The 16,492-nt window shown below is 68.2% G+C and carries 16 protein-coding genes; 2 read left to right on the top strand and 14 right to left on the bottom strand.

All coding sequences use genetic code 11. The annotated features are described in order from the left end of the window. Nucleotides 1-26: 26 nt before the first annotated feature. The 14 genes from BM109_RS12415 to BM109_RS12350 form a co-directional block, all read right to left on the bottom strand. On the bottom strand, nucleotides 27-1,112 hold the full coding sequence (locus BM109_RS12415) for a lactonase family protein (protein ID WP_093343140.1): 1,086 nt from the start codon (nucleotides 1,110-1,112) through the stop codon (nucleotides 27-29). After that, nucleotides 1,109-2,089, bottom strand: a complete 981-nt coding sequence (locus tag BM109_RS12410) for a Bug family tripartite tricarboxylate transporter substrate binding protein (RefSeq protein WP_093343138.1) — start codon at nucleotides 2,087-2,089, stop codon at nucleotides 1,109-1,111. The genes BM109_RS12415 and BM109_RS12410 overlap by 4 nt, the downstream gene beginning before the upstream one ends. A gap of 68 nt (nucleotides 2,090-2,157) precedes the next feature. Next, complete coding sequence (locus tag BM109_RS12405; RefSeq protein ID WP_093343137.1) at nucleotides 2,158-2,919, bottom strand: SDR family NAD(P)-dependent oxidoreductase; 762 nt, start codon at nucleotides 2,917-2,919, stop codon at nucleotides 2,158-2,160. Between the two features lie 59 nt (nucleotides 2,920-2,978). Then, the gene (locus BM109_RS12400; protein WP_093343135.1) at nucleotides 2,979-4,997 is read right to left on the bottom strand and encodes a lipocalin/fatty-acid binding family protein; all 2,019 of its coding nucleotides are present in this window, start codon (nucleotides 4,995-4,997) and stop codon (nucleotides 2,979-2,981) included. A gap of 84 nt (nucleotides 4,998-5,081) precedes the next feature. After that, nucleotides 5,082-6,641, bottom strand: coding sequence for a galactarate dehydratase (gene garD, locus BM109_RS12395; RefSeq protein ID WP_093343134.1), 1,560 nt, complete (start codon nucleotides 6,639-6,641; stop codon nucleotides 5,082-5,084). Further along, nucleotides 6,641-7,936, bottom strand: a complete 1,296-nt coding sequence (locus BM109_RS12390) for a TRAP transporter large permease (RefSeq protein WP_093343132.1) — start codon at nucleotides 7,934-7,936, stop codon at nucleotides 6,641-6,643. The genes garD and BM109_RS12390 overlap by 1 nt, the downstream gene beginning before the upstream one ends. Nucleotides 7,937-7,945: 9 nt before the next feature. Then, nucleotides 7,946-8,434 (bottom strand): TRAP transporter small permease, encoded by a 489-nt coding sequence (locus BM109_RS12385; protein ID WP_093343131.1) that lies wholly within the window; start codon nucleotides 8,432-8,434, stop codon nucleotides 7,946-7,948. 156 nt (nucleotides 8,435-8,590) lie between these two features. Further along, nucleotides 8,591-9,568, bottom strand: a complete 978-nt coding sequence (locus BM109_RS12380; RefSeq protein WP_093343129.1) for a TRAP transporter substrate-binding protein — start codon at nucleotides 9,566-9,568, stop codon at nucleotides 8,591-8,593. A gap of 64 nt (nucleotides 9,569-9,632) precedes the next feature. Beyond that, entirely contained in the window at nucleotides 9,633-10,523 is an 891-nt protein-coding gene (locus tag BM109_RS12375) for an SMP-30/gluconolactonase/LRE family protein (RefSeq protein ID WP_093343477.1), read from the bottom strand. Nucleotides 10,524-10,537: 14 nt separating this feature from the next. Next, nucleotides 10,538-11,350 (bottom strand): NAD-dependent epimerase/dehydratase family protein, encoded by an 813-nt coding sequence (locus BM109_RS12370; RefSeq protein ID WP_093343128.1) that lies wholly within the window; start codon nucleotides 11,348-11,350, stop codon nucleotides 10,538-10,540. A gap of 13 nt (nucleotides 11,351-11,363) precedes the next feature. After that, entirely contained in the window at nucleotides 11,364-12,158 is a 795-nt protein-coding gene (locus BM109_RS12365) for a transporter substrate-binding domain-containing protein (RefSeq protein WP_093343126.1), read from the bottom strand. 57 nt (nucleotides 12,159-12,215) lie between these two features. Then, nucleotides 12,216-12,995: an amino acid ABC transporter ATP-binding protein gene (locus BM109_RS12360; protein ID WP_305728098.1), complete on the bottom strand. Its 780-nt coding sequence runs from the start codon at nucleotides 12,993-12,995 to the stop codon at nucleotides 12,216-12,218. A 19-nt stretch (nucleotides 12,996-13,014) separates the two neighbouring features. Further along, nucleotides 13,015-13,680: an amino acid ABC transporter permease gene (locus BM109_RS12355; RefSeq protein WP_093343123.1), complete on the bottom strand. Its 666-nt coding sequence runs from the start codon at nucleotides 13,678-13,680 to the stop codon at nucleotides 13,015-13,017. Next, nucleotides 13,677-14,423, bottom strand: coding sequence for an amino acid ABC transporter permease (locus BM109_RS12350; RefSeq protein WP_093343121.1), 747 nt, complete (start codon nucleotides 14,421-14,423; stop codon nucleotides 13,677-13,679). The genes BM109_RS12355 and BM109_RS12350 overlap by 4 nt, the downstream gene beginning before the upstream one ends. A gap of 114 nt (nucleotides 14,424-14,537) precedes the next feature. On the opposite strand from BM109_RS12350, the gene BM109_RS12345 reads away from it, so the two are divergent. Further along, nucleotides 14,538-15,368 (top strand): FadR/GntR family transcriptional regulator, encoded by an 831-nt coding sequence (locus BM109_RS12345; protein WP_093343120.1) that lies wholly within the window; start codon nucleotides 14,538-14,540, stop codon nucleotides 15,366-15,368. 122 nt (nucleotides 15,369-15,490) lie between these two features. Next, the gene (locus tag BM109_RS12340; protein WP_093343118.1) at nucleotides 15,491-16,480 is read left to right on the top strand and encodes a Bug family tripartite tricarboxylate transporter substrate binding protein; all 990 of its coding nucleotides are present in this window, start codon (nucleotides 15,491-15,493) and stop codon (nucleotides 16,478-16,480) included. Nucleotides 16,481-16,492: the final 12 nt, after the last annotated feature.

Raw genomic sequence — 16,492 nt, 5'->3', positions numbered from 1 at the left:
GGTTGTGGCGAAGTCGTGGCGAAGGTTCAGGGCAGATCGACGATCTCGATCCAGTTCGGGTTCTTGCCCACCGCGAGCCGTTGCGCGGTGCCGAGCGCGCCGGTCGCGGGATCGATGGTGTGCAAGGTCAGGCCGTGCGATTCCTGCCCGGCCGCGATCAGGTAGCGTCCGCTCGAGTCGATCGCGAAGCCGCGCGGCGTCTTCTCGGTCGGCGTCTGGCCCAGCGGCTGCAGCCGGCCGCTCGCCGCGTCGACCCGGAACGCCGACAGCGTGCTCGAGGTGCGCTCCGAGGCGTAGAGGTGGCGGCCATCGGGCGTGAGGTGCAGGTCGGCGGCCCAGGGCTTGCCCGCGAAGCCGGCGGGCAGCGTGGTCGTGCTCTGCTCGAGCTTCAGCGTGCCGCGCTCGGCATCCCAGGCGTACACGTGCAGCGCCGCGTCGAGCTCGTCGAGCAGGTACAGGTGGCGCTGCGCCTTGTCCCAGACGAAGTGGCGCGGCCCGGCCTGCGCCGCGGTGCGCGTGAGCGGCGGATCGTTCGGCGAGAGCAGGCCCCGCTCGGCATCGAAGCGCCAGGCCGAGAGGTTGTCGCCGCCCAGGCTGGTCGCGAGCACGAAGCGGTTGGCCGCGTCGGCGTGGATCGCGTGCGCGTTCGGCGCGGTCTGCACCAGCTGCTGGATCGCGCCCACCGTGCCGTCCTTGCCGATCGCGTTGACCGAGATCTTGCCGCCCTGGTAGGAGGCCGCGAACAGCCAGCGGCCGCTGGCGTCGAGGTCGATGTTGGCCATGCTGTCGGCCAGCGGCGCCTCGCCGAGCTTCTGCAGCCGGCCGGTGGCGGCGTCGATCGCCAGCGTGGCCACGCGGAACGGCTGCGAGCGCAGCGCCGCGTAGAGCAGGCGCTTGTCGTGGCTCACCGCCATCGGCATCACCGTGCCGCCGACGGCGAGCGTCTGCACCGGCGCCAGCGTGCCCTTGTCGCGGTCGAGCGCGAGCACCGAGATCTCCTGGCTGTCGGCGTTCGCCACGTAGACCCAGGTCGCGGCCTGGGCCTGCCACGCGGCCGCCGACAGCAGCGCGGCCGCGGCGACGCGCCGCGCGCGATGCGTGGCTGAGCTCATGGTTTGATATTGAGCTTGGTGATCAACGCCTTGAAATAGGCGTTGTCCTTGGCCAGCGTCTCCTTGAAGGCCGCGCCGTCGGTGTAGACGTAGCCGAGGTTCTGCTTGTCCATCACCTCGTGCATCAGCGGCTCGGCCGCGGTCTTGGCCGTGATCTCGCGCAGCCGTGCCATCACCTCGGGCGGCGTGTTCTTCGGCGCGCCCAGACCGCGCCAGGTGCCGATCGTCAGGTCGATGCCGCGCTCCTTCGCGGTCGGCACCTTCTCGAAGCCCTTCACGCGCTGGTCGGCCATCACCATCAGCACCTTGAGCTTGCCGCCCTGCACATGGGTCGTCACCTCGGCCGGGCTCACGGCCACGGCGTCGATGTGGCCGCCGAGCAGCGCGAGCACCGCGGGCGCCGCGCCCTGGAACGGGATGTGGCCGAACTTGGTGCCGGTCTTGTCCTCGAGCGCGGCCGCGGCCAGGTGCCAGATCGAGCCGTTGCCCGAGTTGCCGACGTTCACCTTGCCCGAGTCCTTCTTCGCGGCCGCGAGGAAGTCCTCGATCGTGTTCCAGGGCGAGTCGGCCTTCACCGTGATCGCGGCCGGGTCGGCATTGAGCTGCGCGATCGGCTGGAAGTCGTCGTAGTTGAACTTCGCCAGGCCCAGGTGCGGCAGCGTGAGCAGCTCGACCGTGAGCACCGCGAGCTTGTAGCCGTCGGGCTTGGAATTGATCACCTCGGTCCAGCCGATGGCGCCGCCCGCGCCGGGGCGGTTGACGATCACGATCGGCTGCGAGATGTGCTTGCGGCTCGCGTCCGCGAAGGCGCGCGCCAGGCCGTCGGTGCCGCCGCCGGGCTGGTAGGGCACCAGCAGCTCGATGGTGCGGTTCGGATAGTCGCTGGCCTGCGCCGAGGCCGTGGCGGCCAGGCCCAGCGAGAGCGCGGCCGTCGCCGAGAGGGCGGCGAGGCCGCGGAGGAAGTCGTTTCTGTTCATGGTGTCTCCAGTGGTTGTTGTCGATCGAAATCCATGCGCGCCCGCGAGGGCGCCGTCGCTCAAAAAACTCAGGGCATGTACTGCCCGCCGTTCACCTCGATGACCTGCCCCGTGACATAGCCCGAGAGCTGTTCCGAAGCGAGGAAGAGAAAGGCGCCCACGCACTCCTCGGGTTCGCCGAGGCGGCCCATCGGGATGCCGGCCTTGAAGTTTTCGAGCATCGCGGGCGTGGAGAAGCGGTCCTGGAACGGCGTCTGGATCACGCCCGGCGCCACCGCGTTGACGCGGATGCGGTCGCCCACCAATTCCTTGGCCAGCCCGTGGGTGGCCGTGCTCACGAAGCCCTTGGCGCCCGCGTAGAGGTAGGCGGCGGGGCCGCCGCCGGTACGCGCCGCGACCGAGGTCACGTTGATGATGTTGCCGCCGCCCTGCTGGCGCATCAGCGGCACCGTCTCGCGGCAGAAGGCGAGCACCGAGCGCGCGTTGACATGCAGCACCTCGTCGAACAGCGCGTCGTCGAACTCGGCGATCGGCACCCGCTTGACCAGGCTGCCGGCGTTGTTCACCAGCACGTCGATGCGGCCGAACTCGCCGGCGGTGCGCCGCACGCAGTCGCGGATCGCGGCCGTGTCGCGCACGTCGGCCTGCACCGCGAAGGCGCTGCCGCCGGCGGCGCGGATGGTCTCGACCACCTGGTTCGCGGCATCGGCCGAGCTGTTGTAGTGCACCGCCACGCGCATGCCGCGCGCGGCGAAGGCGATGGCCACCGCGGCGCCGATGCCGGTGCTGGCGCCGGTCACGAGGGCGGTCTTGTTCCTGAGGTCTTCCATGGGGCTTGTCGTCGTTGGAGAAAAAAAGCCCGGCCGTCTCGCGGCGGCCGGGCGGTGGGTCACTTGGGTGCGATGCCCGCCACGCTCGGCGAGCGGTACTCGAGCACCCACTTGATCGTGAGCGGCGCGGCCAGGCTGAAGGCCGGCGTGCTGCAGCGGATGCTGGTCTTCAGCGCGCCGGTCGGCGTGTTGTAGTCGACGTTCTCGCGCACATCGACCGCGGCGCAGTCCTGCAGGCCCTCGACCTCGAAGCCCTGCACGTCGCCGTTCGCGAACGCGAAGCGGTTGCCGCCGAGCGCGCTGGCACCGTCGGAGTAGCTGCCGAACTCGAGCTCGAGCTTCGCGATGTCGAGCGCGGCCGCGGGCGTGTAGGTGTCGACGCGCGTGATCCGGCCGGGCTCGAAGGTGTAGCGCGTGTTCGAGGTGATGCGCGTGTCCTTGATCGGGTCGTTGCCCGAGGTGGCCCGGTCCATCGCATCCTGGTCGTAGCTCACCGTGAGCACCTGGCCGGCCTCGGCGATCTTCAGGTTCTTCTGGTAGGCCGCGGGGATCAGGGGCTGCGAACCGGTCGCCACGGTGAAGCGCGGCTGCAGCTGCGGCCACTGGGTGTCGGCCACGCCCGAGAGCATGTTGTAGGAGTGGGGGATCGCGAAGTAGGGGTTGGTGTGGTGGTAGGTCTTCGCACCGTTGACCACCGGCAGGCTGATCACGCGCAGGCCGTCGCGGTACGTCACCAGGCCGCGGTCGTAGGTCGAGGCACCGCCGTCGAAGCCCGCGAACTTCGTGAGCGTGGCGCGCGGCTGCCTGTCGAGGTAGGCCAGGAAGGTCTGCGTCGACACCGGCGCCTTCTGCGCGTAGCCGGCCGACTTCCAGAGGTTGTTGGTGTAGATCAGCTGGTGCGACAGGCTCAGGTTCTCGCCGAGCACGCGGTCGATGCCGCGGTAGCTGTCGACGCGCCGGCCCTTCTGCCACATGTTGAGCGAGCCGAGCTCGGCGTCGTACCAGAACTCCACGTACTTGGCCGTGACGCGCGTGGCGAAGGCATAGGCGATCTGCTTCTCCTCCTCGTTCAGCACGTTCATGTGCTCGGCCGCCGACAGCACTTCGGCGAAGGCCGTGTCGGCATAGCCCGCGAGGCTGCGGCCGTAGTCCACGCCGTTGCCGGCCGGGTTCAGCCGCACCTTGATCACGTCCACCGACTGGCGCAGCCAGCCCTTGAGCAGGGCCTCGTCCTCGGCCGACACCGTCATGCCGGTCTCGATCAGCCGCTGCATGATCTCGCCGATCAGCAGCACGCTGTAGCGGTCGAAGCGGCCGCTGCCGTCGGTCTCGTCGGAGAAGCCGAAGGCCGAGAAGGTCTTGTAGTGGTTGATCATCTTCTGCAGCAGCGCCTCGCTGGCCTCGGGACCTTCCCAGCCCATGAGGTGGCGCAGGCGCGCGATGCTGAAGGCCACGCCGTAGTAGTTGGTCGGCAGCCCGATCAGCGAATAGTCGGCCGGGTTGACGAAGGCGGTCCAGTTGAGCTTGGTCTTGAGCTTGTCGAGCGTGGCCGGCGAGATCGCGGCGCCGCTGCCCTCGAGCAGCCCGGCCTTCTTGAGCTTCCACAGCGCCGACATGTAGTAGTAGATGCCCCAGCTGTCGTTGGTCACGTCGATGGTCGCGTCGGCGATCTCGCGGTAGCCGTCGATGTACTCGCGGTACTTGGGGTCGGAGCTGGGCGTGTTCAGCAGGATGTAGGAAAAGCCGATCGCCACCTTGCCGGGCAGGAACTTGTCCTTGCTGCCGGGCGCGAACACCTTCTGCCCCAGCAGCACGGTGTCGAGCTTCTGCGTGCGCACCTGCGCGAACAGGCGCTCGATGGTGGGCAGCAGGTGGCTGCTCACGATCTCGTTCATCGGCGTGTTCGACAGCTTCGGCTGGGCTGCCTGCACCTCGGGCGGCACGGGTGTTTCGGGCGGCGGGTTGTTCGCCGCGGGCGGCAGCGGCACGAAGCTCGCGCCACCACCACCGCCGCCGCCACACGCGGCCAGCAGGGCGGCGCCTGCGATCATGCTCGCCACCAAACGGGTTCTTTGCATCCTCGGTCTCCTCTCTCGGTTGAAAGAAGGACGCCCGGCCCCCTTTGCCGGGTCGTCCGGAATACCCGCGCCTGCCTCTTTTTCTCAGGTCACGGGAGCCGGGTTGAAGAGCACCAGCGCGTTGTGCAGCTGCCAGTGCTCGGCCCAGGTTTTCTTCCGGCCGCTGGCGACGTCGAGCATCAGGCGGAACAGTTCCCAGCCCACCTCCTCGATCGTGGCGTCGCCATCGGCGATGCGGCCCGCGTTCACGTCCATCAGGTCGTGCCAGCGGCGCGCGAGGTCGCTGCGCGTGGCGACCTTGATGACCGGCACCTCGGCCAGCCCGTAGGGCGTGCCGCGGCCCGTGGTGAACACGTGCAGGTTGATGCCGGCCGCGAGCTGCAAGGTGCCGCAGATGAAGTCGCTGGCCGGCGTGGCGGTGTAGATCAGGCCCTTGTGCGTGGCCTTCTCGCCGGGCGCGAGCACGCCCGAGATCGGCGCCGAGCCCGACTTCACGATCGAGCCCATCGCCTTCTCGACGATGTTCGACAGGCCGCCCTTCTTGTTGCCGGGCGTGGTGTTGGCGCTGCGGTCGACGCGGCCCTTCTGCAGATAGTCGTCGTACCAGGCCATCTCGCGGATCATGGCCTCGGCCACCGCGGGCGTGCTGGCGCGCGCGGTGAGCTGGTCGATGCCGTCGCGCACCTCGGTGGTCTCGGAGAACATCACAGTGGCGCCCGCGCGCACCAGCAGGTCGGTGCAGAAGCCCACGGCCGGGTTGGCGGTGACGCCCGAGAAAGCGTCGCTGCCGCCGCACTGCACGCCCACCACGAGCTCGCTCGCGGGCACGGTCTCGCGCCGGCGCGCGTCGAGCCGCGCGAGGTGCTGCTCGGCCTGCCGCATGACCGAATCGATCATCGACATGAAGCCCACGTGTTCGTCGTCCTGCAGGCAGACCACGTCGAGGTCGGCATCGCGGCCGTCGGCGATCGGGATGCTGCCGGGCGGCAGCAGGCGCTCGGGCTGCAGCTTCTCGCAGCCCAGGCTCACCACCATCACCTCGCCGCCGAAGTTCGGATTGAGGCTGATGTTGCGCAAGGTGCGGATCGGCACGATCGCATCGGGCGCGTCGATCGCCACGCCGCAGCCGTAGCCGTGCTCGAGCGCGACCACGTCGTCGACGTTCGGGTACTTGGGCAGCAGCTCGCGCTTGATGCGCTGCAGCGCAAACTCGGTGACGCCGGCCACGCACTGCACCGTCTGCGTGATCGCGAGGATGTTGCGCGTGCCCACCGAGCCGTCGGCATTGCGGTAGCCCTCGAAGCTGAAGCCCTCGAGCGGCGCCATCGGCGGCGGCTTGACGGTGGCGATCGGCAGGCCGTCGAGCTCGGGCGCGGTCGGCATGCGCATCACGCGCTCGTGCACCCAGCTGCCGCGCGGCAGCGCCTTCTGCGCATAGCCGATCACCACGTCGTAGCGCCGGATCGCCTCGCCCTCGGCGAGGTCGGCCAGCGCCACCTTGTGGCCCTGCGGCACGTTGTCCACCAGCGCGAGGCCGTCGGCGAACACCGCGCCGGCCTTCAGGCCGCCGTCGTTGGCGACGATGGCGACGTTGTCCGCCGGGTGGATGCGGATGTACAGCGGCGGGCGCACGGGCTCGGTCATCAGCGCACGACCATGAACAGGCTCGGCAGCCAGGTCGAGAAGGCCGGCACGAAGGTCACGACGCCGAGCGCGAAGATCAGCGCGCCGTAGAACGGCCAGATGGTGCGCATCACCTGGCCCACCGACACGCCGCCGATCGCGCAGCCCACGAACTGGGTGGTGCCCACGGGCGGGGTGTTGAGGCCGAGCGCGCAGTTGATCAGCATCACCACGCCGAACTGCACCGAGCTCATGCCGTAGTGCTGCGCGATCGGCAGGAAGATCGGCGTGCACAGCAGGATGGTGGCCGCCATGTCGAGGAAGGTGCCGAGCACGAACAGAATGATGTTGATCAGCAGGAAGATCATCCACGGCGTGGTCGTGACCTGCGACAGCATCTGGCCCGTGAGCTCGGCCACGCCGTAGAGGCTGATCAGGTAGCCGAAGGTGCTCGAGATGCCGATCAGCAGCAGGATCACGCCGGTGGTGCGCACCGCCTTCGAGGCCGCCTTGATGAAGTGCTCCCACTTCAGCGTGCGGTAGACGAAGATCGTGAGCGCCAGCGCATAGAGCACCGCCACGGCGGCCGACTCGGTCGCGGTGAACACGCCCGAGAGGATGCCGCCCAGGATCAGCACCACGATGAACAGGCCCGGCAGCGCCGCGGCGAGCGAGCGCCAGACGATGTCCCAGCCCGGGAAGGTGCCCGCGGGATAGCCGCGCTTGACCGCCACCAGGTAGGCGGCCGCGAGGTTGCTGAGCGTCAGCACCGCCGCCGGCAGCAGCGCCGCGAGGATCAGCGCCGCGATCGACACCTTGCCGCCCGCGGCCAGCGAATAGATGATCAGGTTGTGGCTGGTGGGCATCAGCGCGCCGACCAGGGCCGCGTGGGTCGTCACGTTGACCGCGTAGTCGGCGTGGTAGCCCTCCTTCTTCATCATCGGGATCATCACGGCGCCCATGGCCGAGACATCGGCCACGGGCGAGCCCGAGACGCCGCCGAACAGCGTGCAGGCCACCACGTTCGACATGCCGAGGCCGCCGCGCACGTGGCCCACCAGCGCGCGCGCGAAGTTGACGATGCGGTCGGCGATGCCGCCGTACAGCATGAGCTCGCCCGCGAAGATGAAGAACGGGATCGCGAGGAACGAGAAGATGCCCATGCCCGAGGTCATCTGCTGGAAGCCGACCGCCAGCGGCAGGCCTTCGTAGAGCAGGGTGGCGAGCGCGGACAGGCCGATGGAGAAGGCCACCGGCACGCCGAGCAGCAGGAACAGCGTGAACGAGAGGCAGAGGATGAGGAGCGGGATCGTCATGATGGCGGCTTATCCCCAGGCGGGTTCGACTTCGCGGCCCTGTGCGAGCGCGATGAGGTGTTCGATGGAAAACAGGACGATCAGCACGCCCGAGACGGTAGCGGGAACGTACTTCCAGCCTTCGGAGATCCACAGCGTGGGCAGCCGGTAGTCCCAGACCGAGGCGGCCAGCTCGGCGCAGTTCCAGGCCATGGCGGCGCCGAAGATCAGGATCAGCGCGTGGATCAGGTATTCCATCTTCAGCCGCAGCCAGTCGGGCGCGAGCACGAGGAAGGATTCGAGGCCGATGTGGCCGGCGTCGCGCACGCCCACGGCCACGCCGAGCATGGTGACGTAGAGCACCAGCAGCAGCGCCAGGCTCTCGGCCCAGGTCGGCGTGTTGTTGAGCACGTAGCGGCCGAACACCTGCCAGCTCACCGCGCAGATCACCGCGACGAGTCCGAGGATGCCCAGCCACATGCAGGCACGCGCGAGCGTGCGGCAGAGTTTGGTGTACATACGATGTGAAGCCTTCTGTCGTCCTCCCTCCCCCTGTGGGGGAGGGTTGGGGTGGGGGCGCCGGGCGGCGGCAAGCGCGCGGCGATGGATGCGCCGATGCCCCCATCCCTGCCTTCCCCCAGAGGGGGAAGGAGCCAATTCAGCAAACCGGTCCGGTTACTTCGTGTCCTGCACGCGCTTCACGAGGTCCTTGAGCTTCGCGTCGGTGATGAACTTGTCGTAGACCGGCTTCATCGCGGCCTGGAACGGAGCCTTGTCGACCTCGATGATCTCGGCGCCGCCGGCCTTCACGGTGGCCAGCGACTTCACCTCGCGCTCTTCCCACTGCTTGCGCATGTAAGGCACCGACTCCTTGGCGGCCTGGCGGATCCAGCCCTGCTCCTCGGTGGAGAGCTTGTCCCACACGCGCTTGGAGAACAGCAGCATCTCGGGCGCCATCGAGTGCTCGGTCTTGCTGTAGTACTTGGCCACTTCGAAGGCGCGCGCGCTCTCGTAGGTGGGGTAGTTGTTCTCGGCGGCGTCGATCAGGCCGGTCTTCAGGCCGGTGTAGACCTCGCCCATGGGCATCGGCGTGGCGTTGGCGCCCATCGCTTCGAGCATCGAGACCCACAGGTCCGACTGCTGCACGCGCACCTTCAGGCCCTTCATGTCGGCGAAGCTGCGCACCGGCTTCTTGGCGGTGAACATCGAGCGCGCGCCGCTGTCGTAGTAGGCCAGGCCGACGAAGCCCTGCTTCTCGCAGGACTTGAGGATCTCCTCGCCGATCGGGCCGTCGAGCACCTTGTGCAGGTGGTCGACCGAGCGGAACAGGAAGGGCATGGTGGGCACCTGCGTCTCGGCGCAGATGTTGTTCATCGGTGCGATGTTCACGCGCACCATCTGCAGCGCGCCGATCTTGGTCTGCTCGATGGTGTCCTTCTCGCTGCCGAGCGCGCTGTTGTTGAAGACCTTGATGCTGTGCTTGCCGCCCGACAGCGCCTTGAGGCGCTCGCTCATGAACTTGACGGCGGTGACGGTGGGGTAGTCGTCGGGATGGATGTCGGCCGAGCGGAACTCGGTGGCGCTGGCGGCCAGGGTGGTCAGCATGGCCGCGGCGCCGACTGCAAGTGCGATGAGTGTCTTCTGGAGTTTCATGTCTGTCTCGTCCTCTGATCGTTGGTTGTCGTGAAAATGAAAGCGCAAAGACTCAGGTACCCAATCAAGTGCCGTACATCGGCTCGGGAAATCCCGTGACGCCCGGCCGCAGCGCGAACACCCCGCCGGCCAGCGGCTGGTCCGACAGGTCGGTGTTGCCAGGCCGGATCGAGGTGACGAACAGGGTGTCGAGGCCCGGGCCGCCGAAGGCGCACATCGCGGGCTTCTTCACCGGCACCGCGAGCGAGCGGTCGAGCCGGCCCCCGGGCGTGAATCGGTGGACCAGGCCGGCATCGTTGCCGCAGATCCAGTAGCAGCCCTCGGCATCCATCGCGGCGCCGTCGGGGCGGCCGGGCAGGGGCTTCATGTCGACGAACAGGCGGCGGTTCGACGGCGTGCCGCTGGCGGTGTCGTAGTCGAAGGCCCAGACGGCCTGCACGCTCGGGTGCGAATCGGAGAGATACATCGTGCGGCCGTCCGGGCTCCAGGCCAGGCCGTTGGGCACGATCAGGTCGTCGAGGCGCAGGGCGGCGCTCGCATCGCCCTGGCCATGGCTGTAGAGGCGGCCGACGCGCGCGCCGGCGGCCATGTCCAGCAGCATGGTGCCGGCCCAGAAGCGGCCCTGGCGATCGCAGCGGCCGTCGTTGAAGCGCATCGCGGGGGCCGCGTGCTCGACCGGCGCGATCGAGGTGGCGGCCAGCGTGCCGTCGGCGCGTGGCTCGAGCGAGAACAGGCCGCTCTCCAGGCCCGCGATCCAGCTGCCGGGCCGGTCGGCGCGCGGCGCGATGCAGGCGATCATCTCGGGCGCGGTCCAGCTGGCATGGCCCTCGATGGCATGCCAGCGGTGCAGCGCGCGCGCCGGGATGTCGACCCAGTAGAGCGCCTGCTCGGCCGCCTGCCAGACCGGGCTTTCGCCGGTGCCGTTGCGCGCGTCGAGAACGAGTTCGGCCTGCATGCTGGGCGTGCCGCTCAATCGCCGAACGGGCCCTGCGCCGTGAAGGCGCCGCCCTGGTAGATCGCGTTGGGATCGGTGGGGGCCACCGGCGGCTGCTGCTCGATCTTGTCGCGGAACACCTCGGAGCCGTCCTGCGGCACGAAGCCCAGGTGCGCGGCCGCCGAGTTGTCCCACCACACGTCGCGGTTGGCCGACATGCCGTAGACCACCGTGTGCTTCACGCCGGGCGTGAACAGCGACTTCTCGATCAGCGTGGTGAGGTCGCGGTAGCTGAGCCAGGTGCTCATCATGCGGCGGTTCAGTGGCTCGGGGAACGAGGAGCCGATGCGGATGCTCACGGTCTCGATGCCCCAGCGGTCGAAGTAGAACTGCGCCATGTCCTCGCCGAAGGACTTCGACAGGCCGTAGTAGCCGTCGGGCCGGCGCGCGGCATGGGCGTCGATGTGCTCGTCCTGCCGGTAGAAGCCGATCACGTGGTTCGAGCTCGCGAACACCACGCGCTTCACGCCGTGGCGGCGCGCGGCCTCGTAGACGTTGAAGATGCCCTTGATGTTGGCCTCGAGGATCTCCTCGAACGGCCGCTCGACCGACACGCCACCCAGGTGGACGATGGCATCGCAGCCCTCGACCAGCGCATGCACCGCGGCCTTGTCCGCGAGGTCGCAGGGCACCACTTCCTCGCTCGCGTCGGCGGCCGGCGCGAGCGCCGCGATGTCGGACACGCGCAGCACGCCCGCATAGGGCTTGAGCCGTTCGCGCAGCACCTTGCCGAGGCCGCCGGCGGCGCCGGTCAACAGCAGCCGATCGAGTTTCTTGTTCGATTCCATCCGTCGCTCGTCCTTACAGCTTGGTGATGCGTTCAGGCAGGTCGCGGCCGTGGTACTTCTTGTAGATGGCGTTGAGCTTGCCGTTCTTCTGGTTCGTCACGACCCAGTTGTTGATCCACTCCTTGAGCTTGGGCTGCTCCTTGTTGAGCGCGATGCCCAGGTCGAAGTCCTTCTGCGAGAACTTCAGCTCGAGGTTCTTGGCCGGGGCCTGCTTGATCATTTCGCTGAGGTTCGAGGGCGTGCTCGAGAACAGGTCGATCTGGCCCGTGACCATCGAGGTGATCAGCGTGGCGTCGTCCTCGTAGCGCACGATCTCGGCGCCCTTGGCCTGTTGCGTGGTCAGCGTGTCGTTGACGGTGGCGCGCGTCAGGCCGATGCGCTTGCCGTTGAGGTCGGCGTAGTCGGCGACCTTGATGCTCTTGGGGCCGCCCACGATGATGCTGATGACGGCGTAGGGCGTCGAGAAGTCGACCACCTTCTCGCGCTCGGGCGTGATCGACAGGTCGGCCACCACGATGTCGGCGCGCTGCGCCTGCAGCGTGGGCACGCGCGCGGCGTTGGTGACCGAGACGATCTCGAGCTTCACGCCGAGGTCCTTGGCCAGCTGCGTGGCGGTGTCGACGTCGGAGCCGGTGGGCTGCAGGTTGGCGTCGGCGAAGCTGAACAGCGGCGTGCCCATGGCGATCGCGACGCGGATCTTGCCGGCCTTCTTGATGTCGTCGAGCTGGTCGGCCATGGCGGCCTGTGCCACGCCGGCCACGAGGGCCAGCGCGATGCAGCTGCGGGTGAAGGCTTTGCCGAGTTTCATGAATATCTCCTGGTGTGGTTTGGTATGGGAGTAAAGAGAAGAACCCGGGCTGCCTGTTTACAGCCCGTTGTTCAGGAAGGCATGCAGCTCCGGCGTGCGGGGCGCGTCGAGCATTTCGCCGGGGCCGGTTTCCCACACGGTGCCCTGGTGCATGTAGATGATCCGGTCGGCCACGCGCTTGGCGAAGGCCATCTCGTGCGTCACCAGCAGCATGGTCATGCCGCCGGCCGCGAGGTCCTCCATCACGCGCAGCACCTCGCCGGTGAGCTGGGGGTCGAGCGCCGAGGTCACCTCGTCGAACAGCATGACCTTGGGCGACATCGCGAGCGAGCGCGCGATGGTCACGCGCTGCTGCTGGCCGCCCGAGAGCTGCTCGGGATAGGCGTCGGCCTTCTGCTTGAGGCCCACCTGGTCGAGCACGCGGATCGCCACCTCGGCGGCCTCGCCGCGCGAGAGCTTCTTCACGTGGCGCAGCGCCAGCATGATGTTCTCCTGCACCGTGAGGTGGGGGAACAGGTTGTAGCTCTGGAACACGATGCCGACCTCGAGCCGCAGGCGCTTGAGGTCGACCGCGGGATCGTCGACGCGGATGCCGCAGACCTCGATGCTGCCGCGGTCGATCACCTCGAGCCGGTCGATGCAGCGCAGCGCCGTGCTCTTGCCCGAGCCGCTGGCGCCGATGATGGCGATCATCTCGCCCTTGGCGACCTCGAACGAGACGCCCTTGAGCACCTGGTTCGCGCCGAAGCTCTTGTAGACCTGGTCCAGGCGCACGATGGGCGAGGAGCCCGGGACCTGCGCGGCACCGCCGCCGGCCGTGCCGACGCTGGCGTCCATGTAGGGGGTGCGCAGGGATTCAACGATTGGCGACATTGAGCTTCTTCTCCATCGCTTCGCTCCAGCGCGACAGCGGATAACACAGGGCGAAATAGAAAGCGCCGACCAGGAGGAAGACCAGGAAGGGCTGGAAGATGGTGTTGTTGATGATCTGGCCGGCGCGCGTGAGCTCGACGAAGCCGATCACCGAGGCCAGCGAGGTCATCTTGATGATCTGCACCAGGAAGCCGACCGTGGGCGGCAGCGACAGGCGCACCGCCTGCGGGATGATCACCAGGCGCAAGGTTTGCCAGCGCGTGAAGGCCAGGCATTCGGAGGCTTCCCACTGCGGCTTGGGCATGGCCTCGACGCAGCCGCGCCAGATGTCGCCGAGGTAGGCGCTGACGTAGATCATCATCGCGATGCCGGCCGCGATCAGCGAGGGCAGCGCGAGGCCGTAGACCGAGAGGCCGAAGTAGACGATGAACAAGAGGATCAGCAGCGGGATGCCCTGGATGCACTCGATGTAGACCAGCGCGAGCCAGCGCAGCCAGCGCAGCCAGGGCCGCGGCGAGATGCGCGCGAGCATCAGGCCGAAGCCGCCGATGGCGCCGAGCGCGAAGGCGATGGCCGAGAGCACCAGGGTCCAGCCGATGGACTGCACCAGGTACATCAAATGCGTGAAGGTGAAGTGGCCGATGCTCATGCCGCACCCCCATGGATCGCAACGGCGGCCGCTGCGCCCGGCTGCACCTTGCCCGCCTGCGCGGCCGCGCGGCGCACCACGCGGCGGCGGCGGAACATGTATTCGCCGAGCGCCCAGGTCACGAGCTTGATGAACAGCGACAGCACCAGGTAGAGCGCCGCGACCACGATGTACGTCTCGAGCGAGCGGAAGGTGTCGGACTGCACGGTGTTGGCGATCGCCGTGAGCTCCTCGGCCGAGATCTGCGAGGCCATCGCTGAGGCCTGCATCATCAGCAGGAACTGGCTCGTGAGGGCGGGGTAGACCTTCTCGATCGATGGCTGCAGCATCACGTGCCAGCCGATGCGCCACTTCGACAGGCCCAGGCATTCGGCTGCTTCGATCTGGCCGCGCGGCACCGACTCGAGGCCGGCGCGGATGATCTCTGCCGCGTAGGCCGCGATGTTGATCACCATCGCCAGCACCGCGGCCGCGAAGGTCGGCATGCGCAGGCCGAAGCTCGCGAGGCCGAAATACAGCAGGAAGATCTGGACCAGGAACGGCGTGTTGCGCACCACCTCGATGTAGATCGAGCAGGCGCGCGACAGGGGCCGGATGCGGCTGCGCTTGGCGAAGGCCACCAGCGTGCCCACGCAGACGCCGATCAGCACGGCCAGCGCGGTCATCTTCAGGGTCAGCCATGCCCCGTTGACGAACACGGGCCAGTACGATGCCAGCGGAGAGAAATCGAGCGAATACTTCATGTGAATGCCGCTTCGACGAGAACACCCGCAGAGGTGCGAAGGCGGCGATCTGGCAGGTTTTGAGTGATAGGTTATCTGTTGTCGTACAACTGATGGGAGATTATGATCGTGGGTATGGACCAGACGACTGCGGGTAATCCCTTGGTTTCCGATGCGCCGGAAGCCGGTGTTTCCGCCTCGAAGGGCGGCAGCGCCTTCGTGGGGCGGCCGCGCCAGCGCGCGCGCGGACTGGCGCACGGGCTGGTGGAAGACCTGGGCGAGAAGATCCGCAGCCAGGTGCTGCGGCCGGGCGACAAGCTGCCGACCGAGTCGGCCATCATGCAGGCCTATGGCGTGAGCCGCACCGTGGTGCGCGAGGCCCTGTCGAAGCTGCAGGCCGGCGGGCTGGTGGAGACCCTGCATGGCGTCGGCACCTTCGTGCTGCAGCCGCGCCCGGGCGGGGTGTTCCGGCTCGAGCCGGGCGAGATCGCGACCTCGGTCGACGTGCTGGCCGTGCTCGAGCTGCGCATCAGCCTCGAGACCGAGTCCGCCGGGCTGGCCGCGAGCCGTCGCACCGAGGAGCAGCTGGTCGCGATGCGCCAGGCGCTCGACGATTTCGAGCACAACGTGACGGTCTCGGGCGACACCGTGGCGCCCGACTTCCGCTTCCACCTGCAGATCGCCCAGTCGACCGGCAACCCCTATTTCGCCGACATCATGCGGCACCTGGGCACGACGATCATCCCGCGCACCCGCATCAGCGCGATCCGCCACCAGGAGGGTGGGGCCTACCTCAGCCGCGTCAACCGCGAGCATGAAGAGATCTATGCGGCGATCGCGCGGCGCGACCCCGAGTCGGCCCGCGCCGCGATGCGCATCCACCTGACCAACAGCCGCGAACGGCTGCGCATGGCGCAGGAAGCGGCGCAGAAGAAGGCCGAAGCGGCCAAGTCCTCCGATAACTAGTCCATGAACCCCCTTTTGGGGTTCGTGATGCTGGACAACTTGTTTTTCTAGTTGTACGATGACTGATAACTCGCGAGATTAACGAGCGAGGCATCGACCATCGAGACAACTGGAGGCAGAGGATGACCATCAAACGCCGCGGCGCGCTCAGCGCCGCACTGGCCACGACGTTGGCCGCAAGCCTGCCGGGGTTCGCCCTGGCGCAAGCCGGCACCGCCGGCTGGCCCGCGAAGCCGCTGCGCATCGTGGTGCCGTACCCGCCCGGCGGTTCGTCGGACATCATTGCGCGCGCCATCAGCCAGCCCTTGTCGGAAGCGCTGAAGCAGCCGGTGATCGTCGAGAACAAGCCCGGCGCCAACGGCAACCTGGGCGCCGACTTCGTCGCCAAGTCCGCGCCCGACGGCTACACGCTGCTGCTGTGCGACGTGGGCGCGCTGGCGATCAGCCCCTCGGTCTACACCAGGCTGTCCTTCGATCCGTCGAAGGACCTGCGCGGCGTGACCATGCTGGCCTACTCGCCGCACCTGCTGGTGGTGCACCCGTCGGTGAAGGCCAACAACCTCAAGGAACTGGTCGCGCTCTCGAAGACCTCGGAGCTGAACTTCGCCGTGACCGCCACCGGCAGCGCGCCGCACCTGGCCGGCGTGGCGCTCGAGCGCGCCAGCGGCGCGAAGTGGACCTACGTGCCCTACAAGGGCGGCGTGCAGGCGGTGCAGGACACCGTCTCGGGCCAGACCCAGGTGCTGATGAACGGCATGCTCGCCACCCTGCCGCAGGTGCAGGGCGGCCGCCTCAAGGTGCTGGGCGTGTCCAAGGCCACGCGCATGCCGCTGATCGGCGACGTGCCGACCATCGCCGAGCAGGGCGTGCCCGGCTACGAGTCGGGCACCTGGCAGGGCGTGCGCGTCGCGCGCGGCACGCCCGAGGCGATCGTGCAGCGCCTCAACAAGGAACTGATCGCCGTCATCCGCACGGCCGACATCCGCTCGCGGCTCGCGGGGCAGGGCGCCGAGGTGGTGACCATGACCCCGGCCGAGGAGGAGCAGTTCTTCAACAAGGAACGCGCGCGCTGGGCCAAGGTGGTGGCCGACGCCAGCATCAAGCTCGACTGAACGCGCTCGCCG

The organism is Variovorax sp. PDC80 (assembly GCF_900115375.1).
Classification (GTDB): Bacteria; Pseudomonadota; Gammaproteobacteria; order Burkholderiales; family Burkholderiaceae_C; genus Variovorax.
Note: the sequence above shows the minus strand (reverse complement) of the source record. Positions and strands in the feature narration are given on the sequence as shown.

Bases quoted from the DNA above. Each gene is read 5' to 3' on its own strand.
- garD (WP_093343134.1), bottom strand. From the start codon at position 6,641: ATGACCGAGCCCGTGCGCCCGCCGCTGTACATCCGCATCCACCCGGCG.
- BM109_RS12370 (WP_093343128.1), bottom strand. From the start codon at position 11,350: ATGGAATCGAACAAGAAACTCGATCGGCTGCTGTTGACCGGCGCCGCC.
- BM109_RS12345 (WP_093343120.1), top strand. From the start codon at position 14,538: ATGGACCAGACGACTGCGGGTAATCCCTTGGTTTCCGATGCGCCGGAA.
- BM109_RS12365 (WP_093343126.1), bottom strand. From the start codon at position 12,158: ATGAAACTCGGCAAAGCCTTCACCCGCAGCTGCATCGCGCTGGCCCTC.
- BM109_RS12400 (WP_093343135.1), bottom strand. From the start codon at position 4,997: ATGCAAAGAACCCGTTTGGTGGCGAGCATGATCGCAGGCGCCGCCCTG.
- BM109_RS12405 (WP_093343137.1), bottom strand. From the start codon at position 2,919: ATGGAAGACCTCAGGAACAAGACCGCCCTCGTGACCGGCGCCAGCACC.
- BM109_RS12350 (WP_093343121.1), bottom strand. From the start codon at position 14,423: ATGAAGTATTCGCTCGATTTCTCTCCGCTGGCATCGTACTGGCCCGTG.
- BM109_RS12415 (WP_093343140.1), bottom strand. From the start codon at position 1,112: ATGAGCTCAGCCACGCATCGCGCGCGGCGCGTCGCCGCGGCCGCGCTG.
- BM109_RS12375 (WP_093343477.1), bottom strand. From the start codon at position 10,523: ATGCAGGCCGAACTCGTTCTCGACGCGCGCAACGGCACCGGCGAAAGC.
- BM109_RS12410 (WP_093343138.1), bottom strand. From the start codon at position 2,089: ATGAACAGAAACGACTTCCTCCGCGGCCTCGCCGCCCTCTCGGCGACG.
- BM109_RS12360 (WP_305728098.1), bottom strand. From the start codon at position 12,995: ATGGACGCCAGCGTCGGCACGGCCGGCGGCGGTGCCGCGCAGGTCCCG.
- BM109_RS12380 (WP_093343129.1), bottom strand. From the start codon at position 9,568: ATGAAACTCCAGAAGACACTCATCGCACTTGCAGTCGGCGCCGCGGCC.
- BM109_RS12390 (WP_093343132.1), bottom strand. From the start codon at position 7,936: ATGACGATCCCGCTCCTCATCCTCTGCCTCTCGTTCACGCTGTTCCTG.
- BM109_RS12340 (WP_093343118.1), top strand. From the start codon at position 15,491: ATGACCATCAAACGCCGCGGCGCGCTCAGCGCCGCACTGGCCACGACG.
- BM109_RS12355 (WP_093343123.1), bottom strand. From the start codon at position 13,680: ATGAGCATCGGCCACTTCACCTTCACGCATTTGATGTACCTGGTGCAG.
- BM109_RS12385 (WP_093343131.1), bottom strand. From the start codon at position 8,434: ATGTACACCAAACTCTGCCGCACGCTCGCGCGTGCCTGCATGTGGCTG.